The sequence below is a fragment of the Streptomyces sp. NPDC012508 genome, assembly GCF_042902595.1.
Taxonomy (GTDB): Bacteria; Actinomycetota; Actinomycetes; order Streptomycetales; family Streptomycetaceae; genus Streptomyces.
The window spans coordinates 320,477-339,177 of the sequence record NZ_JBIBEO010000010.1 but is presented as its reverse complement, the minus strand read 5'-3'; the positions used below and the strand labels follow the sequence as shown (position 1 = coordinate 339,177).

Genomic DNA, 18,701 nt, shown 5'->3' with positions numbered 1-18,701 from the left:
CGAGACGCCCGTCACGCGCGCGTGGGTCAGGCCGTCGGCGGCTCGTACGGGAGCAGGTCCGGCCGCTTCGCCGGGCGGCCGTCGCCCGAGGAGCGGCCGGTCAGGCGCCGTCCTATCCACGGGCCGAGGTGCTCCCTCGCGAACTGCGCGTCGGCGGCACGGCGGGTCACCCAGCGCGGGGGCAGGGCCGACGGCAGCGGCGTGCGCCAGTCGGCCTCGGGCGCGAGCCCGAGGGCCTGCCACACGGCCTCGGCCACCCGCCGGTGCCCCTCGCCGGTGAGGTGGAGCCGGTCGACGTCCCACAGGCGCGGGTCGCCGAGCGCGGGCGCCCCGTAGAGGTCGACCACCAGCGCGCCATGGCGGGCGGCGAGCTCGTCGACGTACCCGAAGAGCTCCTCCATGCGCGGCCGGAAACGCTCCATCACGGGTCCGTTGCGTCCTGGGCTGCGCATCAGGACCAGCTGCCCGCAGGAGGGCGCCAGCTTCTCGACGGCCTCGGTGAGCAGGCCCCGTACCCGGCCCATGTCGACCTTCGGCCGCAGGGTGTCGTTCAGGCCGCCGACCAGGGTCACGACGTCCGCCTTCATCTCGGCGGCCCGGTCCACCTGCTCCTCGACGATCTGGCCGATGAGCTTGCCCCGGACGGCGAGGTTGGCGTAGCGGAAGTCGGGGGTGCGGGCGGCGAGGCGTGCCGCGAGAAGGTCGGCCCACCCCCGGTAGGTACCGTCGGGCAGTCGGTCCGACATGCCCTCGGTGAAGCTGTCCCCGACCGCGACAAGACTGGTGTAGGTGGCATTCATCTCCATGGCGGAAGAGATCATACCGCGCGGTATGCGCGCGTTCCTCCGGAGCCGGGGAGGCCGGCCGCCGCCGACGACGCGACGGAGCCCCGGAGCGCTGGACGCGCCCCGGGGCTCCTGTTGCCTGTTCCCGCTGTCTACGGCTTCCCGCCGTCCTACGGCGCTGTCGGCCGACCGACCAGCTCCCGCAGCACGTCCTCCATCGTGACCAGGCCGGCCAGCTTGCCGTCCTCGTCCAGGACCGCCGCCAGATGCGTACGGCTGCGGCGCATCGCCGTCAGGACGTCGTCCATGGGCGTGGCCGCCCGGACCCGGGCGATCGGCCGCATCGCAGAGACCGGGAAGGGCAGATCCCTCGGCGTCACGTCCAGGGCGTCCTTCACATGGAGGTAGCCCAGGATCCCGCGGCCCGAGTCGACCACCGGGAAACGGGAGAAGCCCGACTCGGCGGAGAGGGCCTCCAGCTCCTCGGGCGTCGTCCCGACCGCCGCGTACACGACCTTCTCCACCGGCATGACGACATCCCGGACCGGCCGGCGCCCCAGCTCCAGGGCGTCGTGCAGCCGTTCCGCCGCGCGGTCGTCCAGCAGACCGGCGACACCCGCGTCGGTCACCATCCGCGCCAGCTCGTCGTCCGAGAACGTCGCCGAGACCTCGTCCTTCACCTCCACCCGCAACAGCTTCAGCAGCACGTTGGCGAAGGCGTTGATCGAGAAGATCACCGGACGCAGCGCACGCGCGAGCGCCACCAGCGGCGGCCCGAGCAGCAGCGCCGAGCGGGTCGGCTCGGCGAGCGCGATGTTCTTGGGGACCATCTCGCCCAGCAGCATGTGCAGGTACGTCGCCACGGAGAGCGCGATCACGAACGAGATCGGGTGCACCAGACCGTGCGGCACGCCGATCGCGTCGAAGACCGGTTCGAGCAGGTGCGCGATGGCCGGCTCGGCGACGATGCCGAGCACCAGCGTGCACAGCGTGATGCCGAGCTGCGCCGCGGCGAGCAGCGCCGAGACGTGCTCAAGGCCCCAGATGACGCTGCGCGCCCGCCGGTTGCCGGCCTCCGCCTCGGGCTCGATCTGACTGCGGCGTACGGAGATCAGGGCGAACTCCGCGCCGACGAAGAAGGCGTTGACGACCAGCGTCAGCGCGCCGATGAGCAACTGGATCGCGGTCATCGGCCCGCCTCCCGGGTCGTGCCGGACTCTTCGAGCGGGGGCATGTGCATCAGCACCCGCGCGGCCCGGCGTCCGGACGCGTCCACCACGTCCAGGCGCCAGCCGGCCAGCTCCACGCGGTCACCGACCGACGGGATCCGGCCCAGTTCGGCGGCGATGACACCGGCCAGCGTCTCGTACGGTCCGTCCGGTACGCGCAGGCCGATCGTCTCCAGCTGGTCGGTCCGCGCGGCGCCGTCGGCGGACCAGAGCTCGCGTCCGTCCGCGTCCACGCCCGCCCGCGCCAGGTCGGGGGTCTCGTGCGGATCGTGCTCGTCGCGCACCTCGCCGACGACCTCCTCGACGATGTCCTCCAGCGTCGCGACACCGGCCGTACCGCCGTACTCGTCGATGACGACGGCCATGGTCTGCTTGCCGGACAGCCGGTCGAGGAGCCGGTCCACGGTCAGCGTCTCCGGGACCAGCAGCGGCTGGCGCAGCATGTCCCCGATGCGCCGGCGGCGCCGCTCGTCGGCCGGTATCGCCAGGACGTCCTTGATGTGGGCGATGCCGACGACGGAGTCCAGGCTGCCGCGGTAGACCGGGAAGCGGGACAGGCCGGTCGCGCGGGTCGCGTTGGCGACGTCCTCGGCCGTGGCCTGTACGTCGAGGGCCGTGACCTGCACGCGCGGGGTCATCACGTTCTCCGCGGTCAGCTCGGCCAGGTTGAGGGTCCGTACGAACAGCTCCGCGGTGTCTGCCTCGAGGGCGCCCTGCTTGGCGGAGTGCCGGGCCAGGGCCACCAGCTCCTGCGGGGAGCGGGCGGAGACCAGCTCCTCGGTCGGCTCCATGCCGAGCCGGCGCAGGATCCGGTTGGCGGTGTTGTTGAGATGGCTGATCAGCGGCTTGAAGGCGGCGGTGAAGATCCGCATGGGGGTCGCCACCCGCTTCGCGATCGCCAGCGGCGAGGAGATGGCCCAGTTCTTCGGGACCAGCTCGCCGACGACCATCAGGACGACGGTCGACAGGGCGGTGCCGAGGACGAGGGCGATCGAGGAGGCGACCGAGGGGGAGAGGCCGAGGGCCTCGACCGGGCCGCGGATCAGCTTGGCGATCGACGGCTCGGCGAGCATGCCGACGATCAGGTTGGTGACGGTGATGCCGAGCTGAGCGCCGGAGAGCTGGAAGGTGAGCGACTTGACGGCCTTGAGGGCGCTCGACGCACCCCGCTCCCCCCGCTCGACGGCCTTCTCGAGCTCGGAGCGTTCGACCGTGGTCAGCGAGAACTCGGCCGCCACGAAGGCGCCGCACGCCAGCGAGAGCAGCAGAGCCACCACGAGCAGAAGCACTTCGATCATCGGTTCACCTCCGTTCCATGATCAGTCACGGACAGAGGTATCGCTCGCTTGGTACTGGGAGGCTCGCCCATGGGCGGACGCTCACACCTTTCGATCGTGCGGGGGTTGGAAGTACCCATGGTAAAGGACGGGCAAAGCCGTTCTCAGCCACGGGGGGCGCTCGGGAGCGGCTTCACCCAGCGGGTCCACTGCTGCTGGGGGTCGTACGCCGCCGCCCGCCAGGCGTGCTGTCCGAGCTCGTTGTGGTCGAGCACCATCGCGTCGGCGCGTCGGCCACCCAGCCGTACGAAACGTTCCTCCGCGGCCGCGAGCAGCGCGCCGCCCACCCCCCGGCGGCGATGGTCCGGGTGCACGGCGAGCCGGTAGAGGTGACAGCGCCACCCGTCGAAGCCGGCGATCACCGTGCCGGCGAGCTCGCCGTCGCGCTCGGCGAGGAGCAGGGCCTCGGGGTCGCGGGCGACGAGCCGCTCGATCCCGTCACGGTCGTCGCTGATGCTGGTGCCCTCGGCGGCGATCCTCCAGAAGGCGAGGACGGCGTCGAGGTCGGCCGGCACGGCGGCCCGGATGCGCGGTTCGGTCATGATCCGCATCCCACCACCGGCTCCGGCCGTCCGTCGAGCGTGTTTCGCGATGTGGGCGGAGAGCAGTCCAGGCCTGCCCGGACGGGCAGGCCTGGACTTCACGGTGGGGTCTCCTCAGGGCCGGGGCCCCGCGATCACGGGGCCCGGGTTCCTGATCAGACGAGGTCGAAGCGGTCCAGCTCCATGACCTTGTTCCACGCCGCGACGAAGTCGTTCACGAACTTCGCCTTGGCGTCGGCGCTCGCGTAGACCTCGGCGAGCGCGCGCAGCTCGGAGTTCGAGCCGAAGACGAGGTCGGCACGGGTGCCGGTCCACTTGACCTCGCCGGTGGCGAGGTCGCGGCCCTCGAACTCGTCCTGCGCCGAGGACGTCGACTTCCACGCCGTGCCCAGGTCGAGCAGGTTGACGAAGAAGTCGTTGGACAGCGTGCCCGGCTTGTCGGTGAGGACGCCGTGCTTGGACTGGCCGTGGTTGGCGCCCAGGACGCGCAGACCACCGACGAGGACCGTCATCTCGGGCGCGCTGAGGGTCAGCAGGTTCGCCTTGTCGACCAGCAGGTACTCGGCCGGCAGGCGGTTGCCCTTGCCGACGTAGTTGCGGAAGCCGTCGGCGGCAGGCTCGAGCGCGGCGAACGACTCGACGTCCGTCTGCTCCTGCGCGGCGTCGACACGGCCCGGCGTGAACGGCACCTCGACGTCGAAGCCGCCGTCCTTGGCCGCCTTCTCGACCGCCGCGGAGCCCGCGAGCACGATCAGGTCGGCCAGCGAGACCTGCTTGCCGCCCGCGGAGTTGAAGGACGCCTGGATGCCCTCGAGCGTACGCAGCACCTGCGCCAGCTCGTCCGGGTTGTTGACCTCCCAGTTGCGCTGCGGCTCGAGGCGGATACGGGCGCCGTTGGCGCCGCCCCGCTTGTCGCTGCCGCGGAAGGAGGAGGCGGCGGCCCAGGCCGTGGAGACCAGCTGGGTGACCGTGAGCTCCGAGCCGAGGACCTGCTCCTTGAGGGAGGCGATGTCCGCCGCGTCGATCAGCTCGCCCTCGCGCGCCGGCAGCGGGTCCTGCCACAGCAGCGTCTCGGACGGGACCTCGGGGCCGAGGTAGCGCACGACCGGACCCAGGTCACGGTGGGTCAGCTTGAACCAGGCACGGGCGAAGGCGTCCGTGAACTCCTGCGGGTTCTCGTAGAAGCGCCGCGAGATCTGCTCGTAGACCGGGTCGAAGCGGAGCGACAGGTCGGTGGTGAGCATCGTCGGGAGGTGCTTCTTCGACGCGTCGTGCGCGTCGGGGATGATCGCCTCGGCGTTCTTCGCCACCCACTGGTGCGCACCGGCCGGGCTCTTCGTGAGCTCGTACTCGTACTCGAAGAGGTGCTTGAAGAAGTCGTGGCCCCACTGCGCGGGCGTGGTGGTCCAGGTGACTTCGAGGCCACTGGTGATCGCGTCGGCGCCCTTGCCGGTGCCGTGCGTGTTCGCCCAGCCGAGGCCCTGGGCCTCCAGCGGCGCGGCCTCGGGGTCGACGCCGACGCTGTCCGCCGGGCCGGCGCCGTGGGCCTTGCCGAAGGTGTGGCCACCGGCGATGAGGGCGACGGTCTCCTCGTCGTTCATCGCCATGCGGCGGAACGTCTCGCGGATGTCGCGGGCCGCGGCGATCGGGTCCGGGTTGCCGTTGGGGCCCTCGGGGTTGACGTAGATGAGGCCCATCTGGACCGCGCCGAGCGGGCTCTCCAGCTCGCGGTCACCGGTGTAGCGCTCGTCGCCGAGCCAGGTGGTCTCGGGGCCCCAGTACACGTCCTCGTCGGGCTCCCACACGTCGGCGCGGCCGCCGGCGAAGCCGAAGGTCTCGAAGCCCATCGTCTCCAGGGCGACGTTGCCGGTGAGGATCATGAGGTCGGCCCAGGAGATGGACTGGCCGTACTTCTGCTTGACCGGCCACAGCAGACGGCGGGCCTTGTCGAGGTTGCCGTTGTCCGGCCAGCTGTTGAGCGGCGCGAAGCGCTGCTGACCGGTGCCGCCGCCACCGCGGCCGTCGCTGATGCGGTACGTACCGGCGCTGTGCCAGGCCATACGGACCATGAGCGGGCCGTAGTGGCCGAAGTCGGCGGGCCACCAGTCCTGGGAGGTGGTCAGGACCTCCGCGATGTCCTGCTTCACGGCCGCCAGGTCGAGCGCCTTGAAGGCCTCGGCGTAGTCGAACTCCTCACCGAGCGGGTTCGCCACGGCGGGGTTCTTGGCGAGGATCTTCAGATTGAGCCGCTCCGGCCACCACTGGCGGTTTCCGCCGCCCTGGGTGGGGTGCGCGGCGCGCGCGGTGTGCGCGACCGGGCAGCCACCCGCGCCCTCCGCTTTCGCGTCGGTGACGAGTGCATCGTGGTTCTCGGACATGGGAATCCTTCCGGACGGGGCGGATCGCGGTGCTCAGCCGGGGCGGCCCGGGGGAAGGCGGTCGTGTCGCCCGTCCGGAGCCATGTTGTCCCTTGGCTATTGCCGGAATCGATCCTATGATAGACAGAGTCCAAGTCAAGAAGCGCGCCAATCCTCTATCGCATCGGGAGTCTCCGTCCTGGGTGAACGTCGCGTGTCCCGCCGAGGTCCGACCCGACGTCGGAACCGATGACCGAGCGAAGTCCGAGCTGAATGGGTGAACCGAATGAGCGACCTGCTGGAGCGACTGCGAGGACGCGGCTGGCGTATGACCTCCCAGCGGCGTGTCGTCGCCGAGGTCCTCGACGGTGACCATGTGCACCTCACGGCCGACGAGGTGCACGTCCGCGCGGCGGAACGGCTGCCCGAGATCTCCCGGGCGACGGTCTACAACACGCTCGGCGAGCTGGTCTCCCTCGGTGAGGTCGCCGAGGTCTCCACCGACGGCCGGGCCAAGCGCTACGACCCGAACGCGCACCACCCCCACCATCACCTGGTGTGCTCGCGCTGCGGCACCATCCGCGACGTCCACCCGATCGGGGACCCGCTGGCCGACCTTCCGGTGGGAGAGCGGTTCGGCTTCGCGGTGTCCGAGGCCGAGGTCACCTACCGGGGGCTCTGCCCGTCCTGCGCCTAGGCGGGGTGCTCGGGTCGTGCCCCGGCGGCTCCCCTTGTCGGTGCTAGCGCAGCGGCGCTAGCGTGGGGGTGTGGCCAAGACTCAGCTGAACGTACGCGTGGACGAGAACACCGCCGACACCGCCCGCAGGCGGGCGCAGCAGCGCGGCATGAGCGTCAACCGCTACATCGAGGAACTCGTCCAGCAGGACGCGGGGGAGTCCGGGCGCGCCTTCGTCGAGGCCGCGGCCGACTTCATGAAGCAGTACGAGGCCGTGTTCGCCGAGGAGTTCGGCACGGAGCGCGACCGCACCGCATGAGCCTCACGGTCGACCTCTCCTGGCTGCTCATGGTGGCCGAACACCAGACGCCCGGCGACCCCCAGGTCACCGACTGGGGTGCGCTCGTCGCCGCCGTCGGCCGGCACGACGCCGAGATCTTCGGCGTGCCCGTGTACAGCGACCCCCACGCCCGCGCCGCTGCCCTGCTCCAACTTCTGCTGCATGTACCGGCATTGGAGCACTCCAACGCCATGTTCGCCTCCGCCGTCGCCTACGGCTACCTGGTCGCCAGTGGCCTGAAGGTCGTCACCTCGCCCGAACAGGTGCGAGATCTGGCCCGCCTGGTGAAGAAGGGCGAGGCCGACGTACGGGTCATCGCGGACGAGCTGCGCCAGTGGAGCCGCTGAGCCGACGGCTCCTCACATCTTGCGGGCCGCGCCCAACACGCAGTACGAGGAGGGGAGTCGGGGACCGCTCTCCGGTACCTCGAAGTTTCGGTACGTGACGGGCTCGAAGCCCGCCGCCTCGATCGCCGCCAGCGGGTCACGGGCCGTGTGACAGCCGCCGAACAGCCGCGGCCACACCGTGCGGTCCAGGGCGCGCTGGGCCCGGGCCATCCCGGGGGACGGCGCCAACCCGTGCTCGAAGAAGCGGAGTTCGCCACCCGGACGCAGGACGCGGTGCAGCTCGGCGAGTGCCCTGTGGACATCCCGTACGGTGCACAGCACCAGTGAGGCGACCGCCGCGTCGAAGGCCTCGCTCTTCACCGGCAGCGCCTCCGCCGCCCCCGGGACGACGTCCACCGGCACGTCGGCGCGCAGGGCGGCCTCCGCCGCCAACTGCCGCAGATGGCGCTCCGGTTCGATGGCCACGACCTCGGACACGGCGCCGGGGTAGTGCGTGAAGTTCAGCCCGTTCCCGGCGCCGATCTCGATCACCCGGCCGGAAAGGCCCGTCAGCAGCTCCGTACGCAGGGCGCCGATGCCGCCCTTCGTGTCGGCGGAGACGCTGAACCGCGCGTAGAAGCGCGCGAAAAGGGGATGGTGGACGGCATCCCGGGGGACCCGGGTGGAACGCGAGGACATCGCGGACCTCCTCCTCCGACGCTCGACGTCGCAGACGCGGACGGACGGAAGGATTCTGCCCCCGTACCGCCCATCTCAGCCCGACACGAAGCAGAACTCGTTGCCCTCCGGGTCACGCATCACCTGAAAGGACCCTTGCGGGTCCGTGACGATACCGCCGACCCGTGCAGCGCCGAGGGCGGTCGCCTCGTCGGCCGCCGCGTCGAGCTCGGGCGCCGTCAGGTCCAGATGCAGCCGGTTCTTCACGACCTTGCCCTCGGGGACCTGCTGGAAGGCGATCCGTACGAACCCGGGCGGATCGACGTACGACCAGTCGGGGCTCCGGTCGACCGGAGCCCCGCCGAGGATCGCGGCCCAGAACCGTACGAGACCCGCGGGATCGGCGCAGTCGACAACGATCTCCGAAACGTATGCGCGCATGGATCCAGCCTACGGAGGTCAGAGCGTGTCGGCGTCCCAGGACCCGCCGAGCGCCGGGGCCAGCCATGTGCTCGCCCGCGCCCGGAAGTCCGCCGGGTCCAGCGCGCCCGCGCCCTCCGGTACGGCCCCGAGGAGCGGCGCACCGGCCATCTCCGGAAGCTCGGCCACGTTGCAGCGCGAGGCGAGGTCCGGGACGGCGGGCCAGCTGCCGATCACCACGCCCAGCTGCTCGATGCCGCGGGCCGCGAGCGCCTCCGCGGTCAGCTGGGTGCTGTTGAGCGTGCCGAGCCCGGCGGGCGTCACGACGAGCACCGGGGCGCCGAGGAGCCGGGCCGCGTCGGCCAGCGTTCCGCCGTCGTCGTCGAAGCGGACGAGGAGGCCGCCCGCGCCCTCGACCAGCACCAGATCGTGCTCGGCGGCCAGCTTCGCGGCCGCCTCGGCGACCGCCCGTGGCCCGACCGGCGCCATCCCGGCCCGCCGGGCCGCCGTGGCGGGCGCCAACGGCTCGGGGAAGCGGCCCAGTTCCTCGGAGACCGCCGCTCCGGAGAGCCGTACGACCTCGTCCGCGTCCCCCCGCTCGCCGGGCGCGAGCCCGGTCTGCGCGGGCTTGAGGACGGCGACCGACCGCCCCTGAGCGACGGCCACGGCGGCCACGGCGGCGGTCACGATCGTCTTCCCGATCTCCGTCCCCGTACCGCTGACGACGATGACGGTCATGGTGTCTCGAGTCCTCTCTATGCCCCCCGCGCCCACGAGGCCGCAGGGTGATCCGCTGCACCGACCCGCACCCGGAGCCCCGAAGGGAGCCCGGACGCGACCGGCCGTCTGGTGAACCGGCCCGCAGCCCGCCCCGAGGGGCGGACAGGGGCCGGCGTGTTCGTGGGCCGGCCGTACCGGCCCATAGGGGGCGTGGACGGCAACAGCCGTCCGATGTGCCGCGGCGGGCATGCGCCCGGGAAGGCACGGCACCGACCGCCGGCCGGTGTGCCGGGCCGCAGCCCGCCCCGAGGGGGACACGGGCCGGCCGGGTCGGTAGGCCTGCCCGTTTCAGCCCCCGAGGGGGTCCGGACACCACGGTCGGGCGCCCGGCGCCGCGAAGACGCCGGCCCCGGTGTCAGCCCGCCGTCGCTGCCGCGCGGGCCGCGGCGCAGATGCGGGCCAGGTCGTCGTCGCCCGTGACGAACGGCGGCATCGTGTAGATCAGGTCGCGGAACGGGCGCAGCCAGACGCCCGCGCGGACCGCCGCCTCCGTCGCCGCGGCCATGTCGACGTCGTGGTCCAGCTGGACCACGCCGATCGCGCCGAGCACCCGTACCTCCCGGACACCCGGCAGCGCGGCCGCGTCCGCGAGGCCCTCGCGCAGCCCCGTCTCGATCCGCTTGACCTCCAGCGCCCAGTCCTGGGACATCAGCAGGTCGATCGACGCGCAGGCCACCGCCGACGCCAGCGGATTGCCCATGAACGTCGGCCCGTGCGCGAGCACCGGAACCTCGCCGCGCGAGATCCCCTCGGCGATCCGCGTCGTGCAGAGCGTCGCCGCCATCGACAGATAGCCGCCGGTCAGCGCCTTGCCCAGGCACATCACATCGGGCGAGATCCCCGCGTGGTCGGCACCGAACAGCGTGCCCGTGCGGCCGAACCCGGTCGCGATCTCGTCGAAGATCAGGAGCACGCCGTGCTCGTCGCACGCCTCGCGCAGCACGCGCAGGTACTCGGGCGAGTGGAACCTCATCCCGCCCGCGTTCTGCACCACCGGCTCCACGATCACCGCGGCGACCTCGTCCGCGTGCAGCGCGATCTGCTCCCGCAGCATGTCGGCGTACGACTCCTCGTACGCGACCGGCGGCGCGTCCACGAAGACCTGGCGCTGGAGCACGCCCGACCACAGGTGGTGCATCCCGCCCTCGGGGTCGCACAGCGACATCGGCTGCCAGGTGTCCCCGTGGTAGCCGCCCCGCCACGTCATCAGCAGCTGCTTGCCGGGCTTCCCCACCGACCGCCAGTACTGCAGACACATCTTCGCCGCGACCTCGACGGAGACCGAGCCGGAGTCGCTGAGGAAGACGTGCTGGAGCGGCTCGGGGGTGATCTCCACCAGGCGCGTGGCGAGCCGGACGGCCGGCTCGTGGGTGAGCCCGCCGAACATGACATGGCTCATCCGGTCCAGCTGACCGTGCGCCGCCTCGTTGAGCACGGGGTGGTTGTAGCCGTGGATCGCGGACCACCACGAGGACATGCCGTCGATCAACTCGCCCTGTCCGTGGACGGGTTCGGCGAGCTGCAGCCGTACCCCGGACGCGGACGCGACGACCATCGGGTCCGTACGGCCCGGCATGGGGCCGTACGGATGCCAGACGTGCGCCCGGTCCAGGGCCAGCAGTTCGTCGTTACGCATTCGGCGCGAGCTCCGTCCCGGCGCCGCGCCGGCGTACCGCGACCAGGTCCGTACGCGCTCCCGGCACTCCCTCGGCGGCGGTCCCGGACTCCGGTTCCGCCTCCGGGGCCGTCTCCGCGGCCGGAGCGTGGCCGCCGCACGGCCCGCAGCCGCCGCCCGCCTCGGCGTGCGAGCCACAACCGCCGCCGGCCTCGGCGTGCGAGCCGCAGCCCCCGCCCGCGGACGCCGTGGAGCCGCACCGGCCGGCCGCACCGGCAGCGGCCTCCGCGAGCGCGTCCGCGCGGTGCTTGGGCAGCGTCGTCGTGCCGGCGCCCTCCACCTCGAAGCCCGCGTCCGCGATCATGTCCAGGTCCGCCTTGCCGGCCTGGCCCTCGCTGGTCAGGTAGTCGCCGAGGAAGATCGAGTTCGCGATGTTCAGCGCGAGCGGCTGCATCGAGCGCAGGTGCACCTCACGCCCGCCCGCGATCCGGACCTCGACGTCCGGGCAGACGAACCGCACCATCGCGAGGATCCGCAGACAGCGCTGCGGGGTGAGGTTCCATTCCTTCGCGAGCGGGGTGCCCTCGAACGGGATCAGGAAGTTCACCGGCACCGAGTCCGAGTCCAGCTCGCGCAGCGCGTAGACGACGTCGACCAGGTCCTCGTCGCTCTCGCCCATGCCCGCGATCAGTCCGGAGCACGCCGACAGACCGGCGGCGTGCGCCTTCTGCACGGTGTCCACCCGGTCCTGGTACGTATGGGTGGTGGTGATCTCCCCGTACGTCCCCTCGGACGTGTTCAGGTTGTGGTTGTACGCGTCGGCGCCCGCCGCGCGCAGCCGCTCCGCCTGGCCGTCGGAGAGGAGGCCGAGGCACGCGCAGACCTCGACGCCCTCGTTCTGCTCCTTGATCGCCTCGATGGTCTTGCCGACGCGGTCCACGTCCCGGTCCGTCGGCCCCCGGCCGCTCGCCACCAGGCAGACGCGCTTCGCCCCGCCGGCGACACCGGCGGCGGCCGCCTGCGACGCCTCGTCCGGCTTCAGCCAGCTGTACTTGAGGATCCCGGCCGTCGAGCCGAGCCGCTGGGAACAGTACGAGCAGTCCTCGGGACACAGCCCCGATTTCAGATTGACCAGATAGTTCAGCTTCACGCGCCGCCCGAACCACTGACGGCGCACCTTGCCGGCCGCGGCCACCACATCGAGCAGTTCGTCGTCGGAGGTCGCCAGCACGGCGAGCGCTTCTTCACGGCTCGGCAGCTCGCGCCGCAGCCCCTTGTCCACCAGCGTGTTCAGCAGGTCCATAAGGGCTGATCCTCGCCTACGGCACACCTCGCGGCCAAGGAGGATCTGAACAAACGAGCCGGTTTGAGGTGTGTGCATGGCCACACCCTGTCCCCGGGCACGGAGGGTTAGGGTCTGTGCGCTGCCTACAAAAGGATCTGCCCCATGCACCGGGACGAGGACACCCGCCGGACCCCGTTCGACTGGACCGACGCGGAGGCGCGCCGCCGCGCGGAGGCGGGGCTCGTCCGTACGCTCCGGCCACGGGCGGCCGAGTCGGATCTGCTGGACCTGGCGAGCAACGACTACCTCGGACTGACCCGCCTCCCGGAGGTCACGGAGGCGGCGGCCGAGGCGGCCCGCCGCTGGGGCGCCGGTTCCACCGGTTCGCGGCTCGTCACCGGCACCACCCGGCTGCACACCCGGCTTGAGCGGGAACTCGCCGACTTCTGCGGCTTCGAGGCGGCCCTCGTCTTCTCTTCCGGCTACACCGCCAACCTCGCCGCCCTCACCGCGCTGAGCGGCCGTGACGCGCTGATCGTCTCCGATGCGGGCAACCACGCCTCGATCGTCGACGGCTGCCGGCTCTCTCGCGCCGAGACGGCCGTGGTCCCGCACGCCGACCCGGAGGCGGTACGCAAGACCCTCCAGGCCCACCCCGACCGACGGGCCCTCGTGGTCTCCGACTCCGTCTTCTCCGTGGACGGCGACCAGGCCCCGCTGGCCGAGCTGGCCGCGGCCTGCCGCGCCCACGGTGCCGGGCTCGTCGTGGACGATGCCCATGGTCTGGGCGTGCTCGGGGACGGCGGGCGGGGCGGCCTGCACGCCGCCGGCCTCGCGGGCGACCCGGACGTGGTCGCCACCGTCACCCTCTCCAAGTCGCTCGGCAGCCAGGGCGGAGCGGTCCTCGGTCCTGCCCGGGTGATCGAGCACCTGGTCAACGCGGCCCGTACGTTCATCTTCGACACCGGCCTCGCCCCGGCCGCCGCGGGTGCCGCCCTGGCGAGCCTGCGGCTGATCGAGGGCGACCCCGGCCTCGCCGAACGCGCGCGGACCGTCGCCACCACGCTGCACCGGATGCTCACCGCGGCCGGCCTGACCGCCGTACGCCCGGAGGCGGCCGTCGTCTCCGTCCGCGCGCCCTCGCCGGAGGCGGCGCTGCGGTGGGCGGCGGACTGCCGTGACCAGGGGCTCGTCGTGGGTTGCTTCCGGCCGCCGTCCGTACCGGACGGCGTCTCCCGGCTGCGGCTCACCGCCCGCGCGGATCTGACGGACACACAGATCGAGCAGGCCGTCGCGACGATCGTGCGGACAGCACCTCCGGCCCACTGAGCGCAGCCCAAATACGGTATCTCGTACCAGAGTTCACCGCTTCGAGCGACAAATATGCACATATCTTGGTGGATCGCCATACAGGGCGGCACGATCGGTGGCACTCTGACGCGTAGCGCAATCCGGGCCGGGCCCGGTGGGAAAGGGACAGCGTCGCCATGGCAGACCACCAGGAAGCAACCGTCACTCTGCCGAGCGATCCCGCCTCGGTGTCCGCCGCCCGAAGATATGTCGCCGACGTCCTGACCGGCTGGGGGCTCGCGGAGGCCGACGACACCGCCGACACCGTCCGGCTCATCGTCTCCGAACTGGCCACCAACGCCGTCCAGCACACCTTCGGGCAGTCGCCCACCTTCACCGTCGACATCCGCCTGGAGCGCGAGGAGCAGCTCCACATCGGCGTCACCGACAGCCACCCCCGCTGGCCCAAGAGGCTCCCGGCGGCTGTACAGCAGGACAACGGCCGGGGGATGGTCATCATCCGTTTCCTGACGGCCGAGGCCGGCGGGCGGCTCTCCGTCACGCCGACCCGCGAGGGCGGCAAGACGGTCTGGATCAACCTCCCCTGGACCGCCGCCCCGCACCAGGCGCTCGCCGCTCAGCCCGCCGGCTCCTAGCCGGTACCGACGTGCCACGCAGCCGGGACGCGGGGTGTGTAGTCCGGACGAGTGATGACGCTCGGCCGGGGCGGGTGGGGGAGCGGGCGGCAGGGGTGCCGCCCTCGGGGTGAAGCAGCTGGTATCTCCCGTGCGCTGAGGGCGAGGGGTGCGGCGGCGCCACCGCACCCACCCGCCGCGTCAGCTCACATCACAACACGGCGCGTCCGATTCGGCGCGGCGTCAGCGGACCCGGCCGTAATACACCTTGGACGACCAGATCTTGTCGAGCTTCACCCAGGAGCCGGTCTTGGGCGAGTGCCAGATCTTGCCGCTACCCGCATAGATCCCCACGTGGTAGACCCTTCCACCCGAGTGGAAGAAGACCAGGTCCCCCTTCTGCCGGCTTGAGGCCGAGATGTGCCGGGTCTTGTTGTACTGCTGCTGCGCGGTACGGGGCAGCGACTTGCCCGCCTTCTTGTACGAGTAGAGCGTGAGCCCCGAGCAGTCGAACCTGGTCGGCCCGGACGCACCGTACTTGTAGGGCGATCCCTTCTTCGAGGCGGCGACGTTGAGCGCCTTGCCGGCGTGCGACGTCGCGGCCTGGGCCTCCGGTGCGGCGCCTGGCGCCAGCATCGTGCCGCCGAGGGCGGCGAGGGTGAGAGCCGAGACGGCTCCGGCCCGGGACAGCATGGACGGGACATGAATCTGCGCACTCATGCGCAACCCTTCGTCAGCCGCCTGTGAAGGATGACCTGTCGGGTTCGGGCTGGCGAAGTTGCCCGGCCGCGGCTGCGGCTTCACCCCGAGGAACGGCCCGGATGGGCGGCCGTCCCGTACTGCTCGGGTCCTCCACTCCTGCCGATCCACTCCTGTCGACCAGACATCCGGGACAGCGGCAGGACTCGGCGTCCGCCCGGACCGCCCCGCCGCGGTGGCGGGGGCTTGTCGTCGTGAGGGATCTTGACCCACAACCAGGGCGAAATCCGAGTCGAAACGGCGTTATGTGAGGCTCCTCACGACTGATCCATTCGAGTGGACAGGCAGGTTTCGTGATCTTCGGAGGTTTGGCCGACGAGTCCCGGACCAGGGGTGGAACGCCCGATTCCGCCAGATGCGTACACCTGTTGCGCAACTCACCCCGCACATATGTCGATTCGTCGACTACGCCGAACGAGGGAGCGATTCTGCGGCTCCGCTGCTCCGAGTGGACCTCGACACGACACGGCGGAATGTCAACTCGCCGGTGCCTCCGGCACGGTGACCCGGTGTGCCCGGCGCTCCCCGTCCAACACCCGCAGCGCGCGGGTCAATGTCTCCGCGTGGACCTCGCTCTCGCCGCGGACATGCATCATCGTCAGCGCGTCGCGCAGCGCGTTCGCCTTCCCCACCAGAGCCTGCGCCGCGCGCAGCGCCCCATACGTATGCGATCCCCTGGATGGATTGATGCGTCCCAGCAGATCGACGACTTCGAGATACGCGTCGATGAACTCGCCCTCGGCGCGCGTCAGGGCGGGCAGGGGTGGAAGCTCGGGAACCATGTCCGGCTCACCGGGCCCCGGCGCCGCCCGACGCCCCGCGGTTCTGAATGACGTGGTCCACCAGCCCGTACGCGGTGGCGGCCGGCGCGTCGAGGACGGTGACGCGGTCGATGTCGGCGTCGATCCGCTCGGGGCTCTGCCCGGTGTGGGTGACCAGGATGCCGGCCAGCATCGCGCGGAGCCGGATCAATTCCCTTGCCTGGATGTCGAGATCGCTCGGCTGTCCCTGCAACGGCTCGTCCGTCGTGGGCTGCTGGAGCACGACCCGGGCGCCGGGCAGCGCGAGCCGCTTCCCGGGTGCGCCCGCCGCGAGCAGCACGGCGGCGGTCGAGACGGCCTGCCCGAGGCAGGTGGTCTCCACGTCGCACGTGACGATCTGCATCGTGTCGTAGATCGCGGCCATGGCGCTGATCGAACCGCCGGGCGAGTTGATGTAGAGCGAGATGTCCCGCTCCGGGGCGGTGTACTCCAGGTGCAGGAGCTGTGCGATGACGTCGTTGGCCGAGGTCTCCTCGATCGGGGTGCCGAGGAAGACGATGCGCTCCTCGAGCAGCTTGGAGTACGGGTCGAGGGTCCGGCTCCCGGAGCCGGTGCGCTCGGTGAACTCGGGCAGGACGTAGCGGGCACGCATGTGCATCCCTCCTTGTAAAAAATGTACAGGACGTACAGGCCGTAAGATGAGGAGCATGGCCTACGAGATTCCGGTGACGCAAGCACGTGCAGAGCTCGCCGACCTGATCAACCGCGTGGTGTACGGCAATGAACGCGTCGTCGTGACCCGCCACGGCAAGCCGCTCGTCGCCTTGGTCTCGGCCGCTGACCTGGCACGACTCGAAGCGGAGCACGAGGCTGTCGAGGATCTGACGGTCAGCTCGGTCTCCGAGGTGCGCCCCCTCCCGTCCGCTCCCGGTGAACAGGGCCGCTTCGGCATCGCGGCCCGCCATCGCGCCCCCGGTACCCCCGGCGCATGACAGAGCCGCGTGCCCCCGTCCGCTACAGCGGGGGCACGCGGCCGTACGAGAAGGGCGTCGGCCCGAAGGCGTCAGCCCACGGTGTCGCCGCGAGCGTCAGCCCACGGGTGCCGGCGACGGCGCGGGTACGGGAGCCGGTGCGGCCGCCGCCGCGCCCGCGGTCCTGTCCCGCCGCCCGCCGAGCAGGAGCGCAGTCAGACCGGCCGCCGCCCAGATGCCGAGGACCAGCAGCGCCGAGCCCGCTCCCGCGCCGTCGAAGAAGGCGACCGAGCGCAGTGCGGTGCCGCCCGCGCCCGGCGGCAGCCACTGACCGAGCGCGCCCGCCGGTGCGGGCAGCAGCTCCGGCGCGCTCGCCACGCCCGAGAACGGGTTGCCCAGCAGCACCATCAGCAGCGCTCCGACGCCGATTCCCGGCTTGCCGACCAGCGCGGCGAGCCCCGCGATCGTCGCGCCGATCGCGAGCACGGTCAGGCCGAGGACGCCGGCCTCGGCCCACCAGTCGCCGGTGAGCGCGCCGAGCCAGCTGTGGCCCAGCGAGACGCCGACGATGCCCGCGAGCGTGGCGGCGCCGATCAGGGCGAGGGCCGCCCGGCCCCGGCGCAGCTGGAGGACGGTCACCACGATGCCCGAGGCGGCGCCGGCCAGGACCAGCGGGAAGAGGCTCGCGCCGAACGCGCTGCCCCGGGGGTCGCCCGCGGGGGCCGGGACGACATCGGTCACCGTGACCTGGGCGCCGGCCGGGGCCTGGGCGGTCACGGCCTCGCGCAGCAGCCCGGCGACCACGGGGCTCGCGGCGGAGGCGGTCAGCAGTTCGGGGCCCTGCGGTGTGACGACCACCGCGCCGTATACGACCCGGTCCTCGATCGCCGTACGGGCGGCGGCCTCGGAGTCGTACCGGTGCACCTCGAAGGCTCCGTCGTGCTCGGCGAGCCGCTGCTCCAGCGGGGCGGTGGCGGTCGCGGGACCCGCGACGCCGATGGGCAGGTCGCGGGGGGCGATCCGGGCGGCGGGCCAGGCGAAGGCCCACAGGGCCAGGGCCACGACGACCGGGATCAGCACCATCACCGCGAGGGTCTTGCGGGTGGCGGTGGCAGACATGACGCTCTCGATTCAAAGAGAAGGATCGTTCGTTTTGCGGAGTGAGGCCACTGTCCCGCCGAGGCGTTCGCTTGTCAAGAATGAATGTTCCTTTTAGATTTCGGGCATGGCTCGTGTCTCCCAGGAACACCTCGACGCCCGCCGCCGTCAGATCCTCGACGGCGCCGCGCGCTGCTTCGCCCGCAACGGCTTCCACGCCACGTCCATGGCGGACGTGCTGACCGAGGTGGGGCTGTCGGCGGGAGCGGTCTACCGCTATTTCCGCGGCAAGGACGAGCTGATCGCGGCCATCGCGGCGGAAGCCTTCGCCGGAATCCGCGGCGCCTTCGAGGAGGCCTCCCGTACCACCCCGCCGCCCACGCCCGACGTGCTGCTCGGCGCCGTCCTGCGCCTCTTCCTCGAAGAGCGCATCGCGGGCGCCGATCGACAGGCGTTCGCCCGGCTGATCCTCCAGGTCTGGTCGGAGACCCTCCGCAACGAGCAGCTCTTCCGGACGCTCTCCGAGGGGTACCACGGCATGCGCGAGGCCTGGGCGAAGCTCGTCGAGGCCTACCGCGCGAACGGGATCATGACGGCGGACGTACCCGCCGACCGGGTGGCGCGCACCCTCATCGCCACGGCCCAGGGCTTCATAGCGCAGCAGGCGCTCTTCGGTGACGTGGAGGTCGACGTCCTGGTGGACGGCCTGCGCGGGCTGATGTCCATGGAGATGCAAAGCCCGAGTTAACGCGTCGGAAAAACTTCCGCCTTAACGTGCAATGTCTGGCCGAGCGGCCCATCACCGCAGCTCAACAGA

Annotated in this window: 21 protein-coding genes and 1 riboswitch; of the genes, 7 read left to right on the top strand and 14 right to left on the bottom strand. The window is 71.7% G+C overall.

From position 1 onward, the window contains the following. Window positions 1-26 precede the first annotated feature (26 nt). From ACFY8U_RS31620 to katG, 5 genes are all read right to left on the bottom strand, one after another. Window positions 27-806, bottom strand: coding sequence for an SGNH/GDSL hydrolase family protein (locus ACFY8U_RS31620; protein ID WP_361597548.1), 780 nt, complete (start codon window positions 804-806; stop codon window positions 27-29). Window positions 807-955: 149 nt separating this feature from the next. Further along, on the bottom strand, window positions 956-1,975 hold the full coding sequence (locus ACFY8U_RS31615; protein ID WP_389575650.1) for a hemolysin family protein: 1,020 nt from the start codon (window positions 1,973-1,975) through the stop codon (window positions 956-958). Next, on the bottom strand, window positions 1,972-3,312 hold the full coding sequence (locus ACFY8U_RS31610) for a hemolysin family protein (protein WP_389575649.1): 1,341 nt from the start codon (window positions 3,310-3,312) through the stop codon (window positions 1,972-1,974). The genes ACFY8U_RS31615 and ACFY8U_RS31610 overlap by 4 nt, the downstream gene beginning before the upstream one ends. A 143-nt stretch (window positions 3,313-3,455) precedes the next feature. Next, window positions 3,456-3,944 (bottom strand): GNAT family N-acetyltransferase, encoded by a 489-nt coding sequence (locus tag ACFY8U_RS31605; protein ID WP_389575716.1) that lies wholly within the window; start codon window positions 3,942-3,944, stop codon window positions 3,456-3,458. A gap of 104 nt (window positions 3,945-4,048) precedes the next feature. Continuing rightward, complete coding sequence (katG, locus tag ACFY8U_RS31600; protein WP_389575648.1) at window positions 4,049-6,271, bottom strand: catalase/peroxidase HPI; 2,223 nt, start codon at window positions 6,269-6,271, stop codon at window positions 4,049-4,051. Between the two features lie 265 nt (window positions 6,272-6,536). Here katG and ACFY8U_RS31595 point away from each other — a divergent pair, with 265 nt between their 5' ends. The 3 genes from ACFY8U_RS31595 (at window position 6,537) to ACFY8U_RS31585 (ending at window position 7,613) form a co-directional block, all read left to right on the top strand. Further along, on the top strand, window positions 6,537-6,947 hold the full coding sequence (locus ACFY8U_RS31595) for a Fur family transcriptional regulator (RefSeq protein ID WP_361765406.1): 411 nt from the start codon (window positions 6,537-6,539) through the stop codon (window positions 6,945-6,947). A gap of 70 nt (window positions 6,948-7,017) precedes the next feature. Next, window positions 7,018-7,245 carry an antitoxin gene (locus ACFY8U_RS31590; protein WP_361597563.1) on the top strand — a complete coding sequence of 76 codons (228 nt, stop codon included), beginning with the start codon at window positions 7,018-7,020 and terminating at the stop codon, window positions 7,243-7,245. Beyond that, window positions 7,242-7,613 (top strand): fic family toxin-antitoxin system, toxin component, encoded by a 372-nt coding sequence (locus tag ACFY8U_RS31585; RefSeq protein WP_389575647.1) that lies wholly within the window; start codon window positions 7,242-7,244, stop codon window positions 7,611-7,613. The genes ACFY8U_RS31590 and ACFY8U_RS31585 overlap by 4 nt, the downstream gene beginning before the upstream one ends. A 12-nt stretch (window positions 7,614-7,625) precedes the next feature. Here the strand turns inward: ACFY8U_RS31585 and ACFY8U_RS31580 are convergent, their stop codons facing one another. The 5 genes from ACFY8U_RS31580 to bioB all read right to left on the bottom strand — a co-directional run bounded on the left by ACFY8U_RS31580 (window position 7,626) and on the right by bioB (window position 12,388). Next, window positions 7,626-8,291, bottom strand: a complete 666-nt coding sequence (locus ACFY8U_RS31580) for a class I SAM-dependent methyltransferase (protein ID WP_389575646.1) — start codon at window positions 8,289-8,291, stop codon at window positions 7,626-7,628. A 75-nt stretch (window positions 8,292-8,366) separates the two neighbouring features. Beyond that, window positions 8,367-8,711: a VOC family protein gene (locus ACFY8U_RS31575; RefSeq protein WP_389575645.1), complete on the bottom strand. Its 345-nt coding sequence runs from the start codon at window positions 8,709-8,711 to the stop codon at window positions 8,367-8,369. An 18-nt stretch (window positions 8,712-8,729) separates the two neighbouring features. Beyond that, a complete protein-coding gene (gene bioD, locus ACFY8U_RS31570) occupies window positions 8,730-9,428 on the bottom strand; it encodes a dethiobiotin synthase (protein WP_389575644.1) in 699 nt (232 codons plus the stop codon). 397 nt (window positions 9,429-9,825) lie between these two features. Continuing rightward, a complete protein-coding gene (locus ACFY8U_RS31565) occupies window positions 9,826-11,106 on the bottom strand; it encodes an adenosylmethionine--8-amino-7-oxononanoate transaminase (RefSeq protein ID WP_389575643.1) in 1,281 nt (426 codons plus the stop codon). Continuing rightward, the gene (gene bioB / locus ACFY8U_RS31560) at window positions 11,099-12,388 is read right to left on the bottom strand and encodes a biotin synthase BioB (protein WP_389575642.1); all 1,290 of its coding nucleotides are present in this window, start codon (window positions 12,386-12,388) and stop codon (window positions 11,099-11,101) included. The genes ACFY8U_RS31565 and bioB overlap by 8 nt, the downstream gene beginning before the upstream one ends. A gap of 144 nt (window positions 12,389-12,532) precedes the next feature. On the opposite strand from bioB, the gene ACFY8U_RS31555 reads away from it, so the two are divergent. Then, window positions 12,533-13,699, top strand: a complete 1,167-nt coding sequence (locus ACFY8U_RS31555; RefSeq protein WP_389575641.1) for an 8-amino-7-oxononanoate synthase — start codon at window positions 12,533-12,535, stop codon at window positions 13,697-13,699. 158 nt (window positions 13,700-13,857) lie between these two features. After that, window positions 13,858-14,316 (top strand): ATP-binding protein, encoded by a 459-nt coding sequence (locus ACFY8U_RS31550; protein WP_389575640.1) that lies wholly within the window; start codon window positions 13,858-13,860, stop codon window positions 14,314-14,316. 222 nt (window positions 14,317-14,538) lie between these two features. On the opposite strand, the gene ACFY8U_RS31545 is transcribed toward ACFY8U_RS31550, so the two are convergent. The 3 genes from ACFY8U_RS31545 to ACFY8U_RS31535 form a co-directional block, all read right to left on the bottom strand. Beyond that, window positions 14,539-15,015 carry a C40 family peptidase gene (locus tag ACFY8U_RS31545; protein WP_361437679.1) on the bottom strand — a complete coding sequence of 159 codons (477 nt, stop codon included), beginning with the start codon at window positions 15,013-15,015 and terminating at the stop codon, window positions 14,539-14,541. Window positions 15,016-15,018: 3 nt separating this feature from the next. Further along, a riboswitch (cyclic di-AMP (ydaO/yuaA leader) is annotated at window positions 15,019-15,216 on the bottom strand. A gap of 314 nt (window positions 15,217-15,530) precedes the next feature. After that, a complete protein-coding gene (locus ACFY8U_RS31540; RefSeq protein ID WP_389575639.1) occupies window positions 15,531-15,836 on the bottom strand; it encodes a hypothetical protein in 306 nt (101 codons plus the stop codon). A gap of 7 nt (window positions 15,837-15,843) precedes the next feature. Further along, window positions 15,844-16,467 carry a ClpP family protease gene (locus tag ACFY8U_RS31535; protein WP_389575638.1) on the bottom strand — a complete coding sequence of 208 codons (624 nt, stop codon included), beginning with the start codon at window positions 16,465-16,467 and terminating at the stop codon, window positions 15,844-15,846. A gap of 55 nt (window positions 16,468-16,522) precedes the next feature. Here ACFY8U_RS31535 and ACFY8U_RS31530 point away from each other — a divergent pair, with 55 nt between their 5' ends. Next, a complete protein-coding gene (locus ACFY8U_RS31530) occupies window positions 16,523-16,807 on the top strand; it encodes a type II toxin-antitoxin system Phd/YefM family antitoxin (RefSeq protein ID WP_361437685.1) in 285 nt (94 codons plus the stop codon). 96 nt (window positions 16,808-16,903) lie between these two features. Here the strand turns inward: ACFY8U_RS31530 and ACFY8U_RS31525 are convergent, their stop codons facing one another. Continuing rightward, window positions 16,904-17,905: an ABC transporter permease gene (locus ACFY8U_RS31525; RefSeq protein ID WP_389575637.1), complete on the bottom strand. Its 1,002-nt coding sequence runs from the start codon at window positions 17,903-17,905 to the stop codon at window positions 16,904-16,906. Window positions 17,906-18,011: 106 nt separating this feature from the next. On the opposite strand from ACFY8U_RS31525, the gene ACFY8U_RS31520 reads away from it, so the two are divergent. Then, window positions 18,012-18,632, top strand: coding sequence for a TetR/AcrR family transcriptional regulator (locus ACFY8U_RS31520; RefSeq protein ID WP_389575636.1), 621 nt, complete (start codon window positions 18,012-18,014; stop codon window positions 18,630-18,632). Window positions 18,633-18,701: the final 69 nt, after the last annotated feature.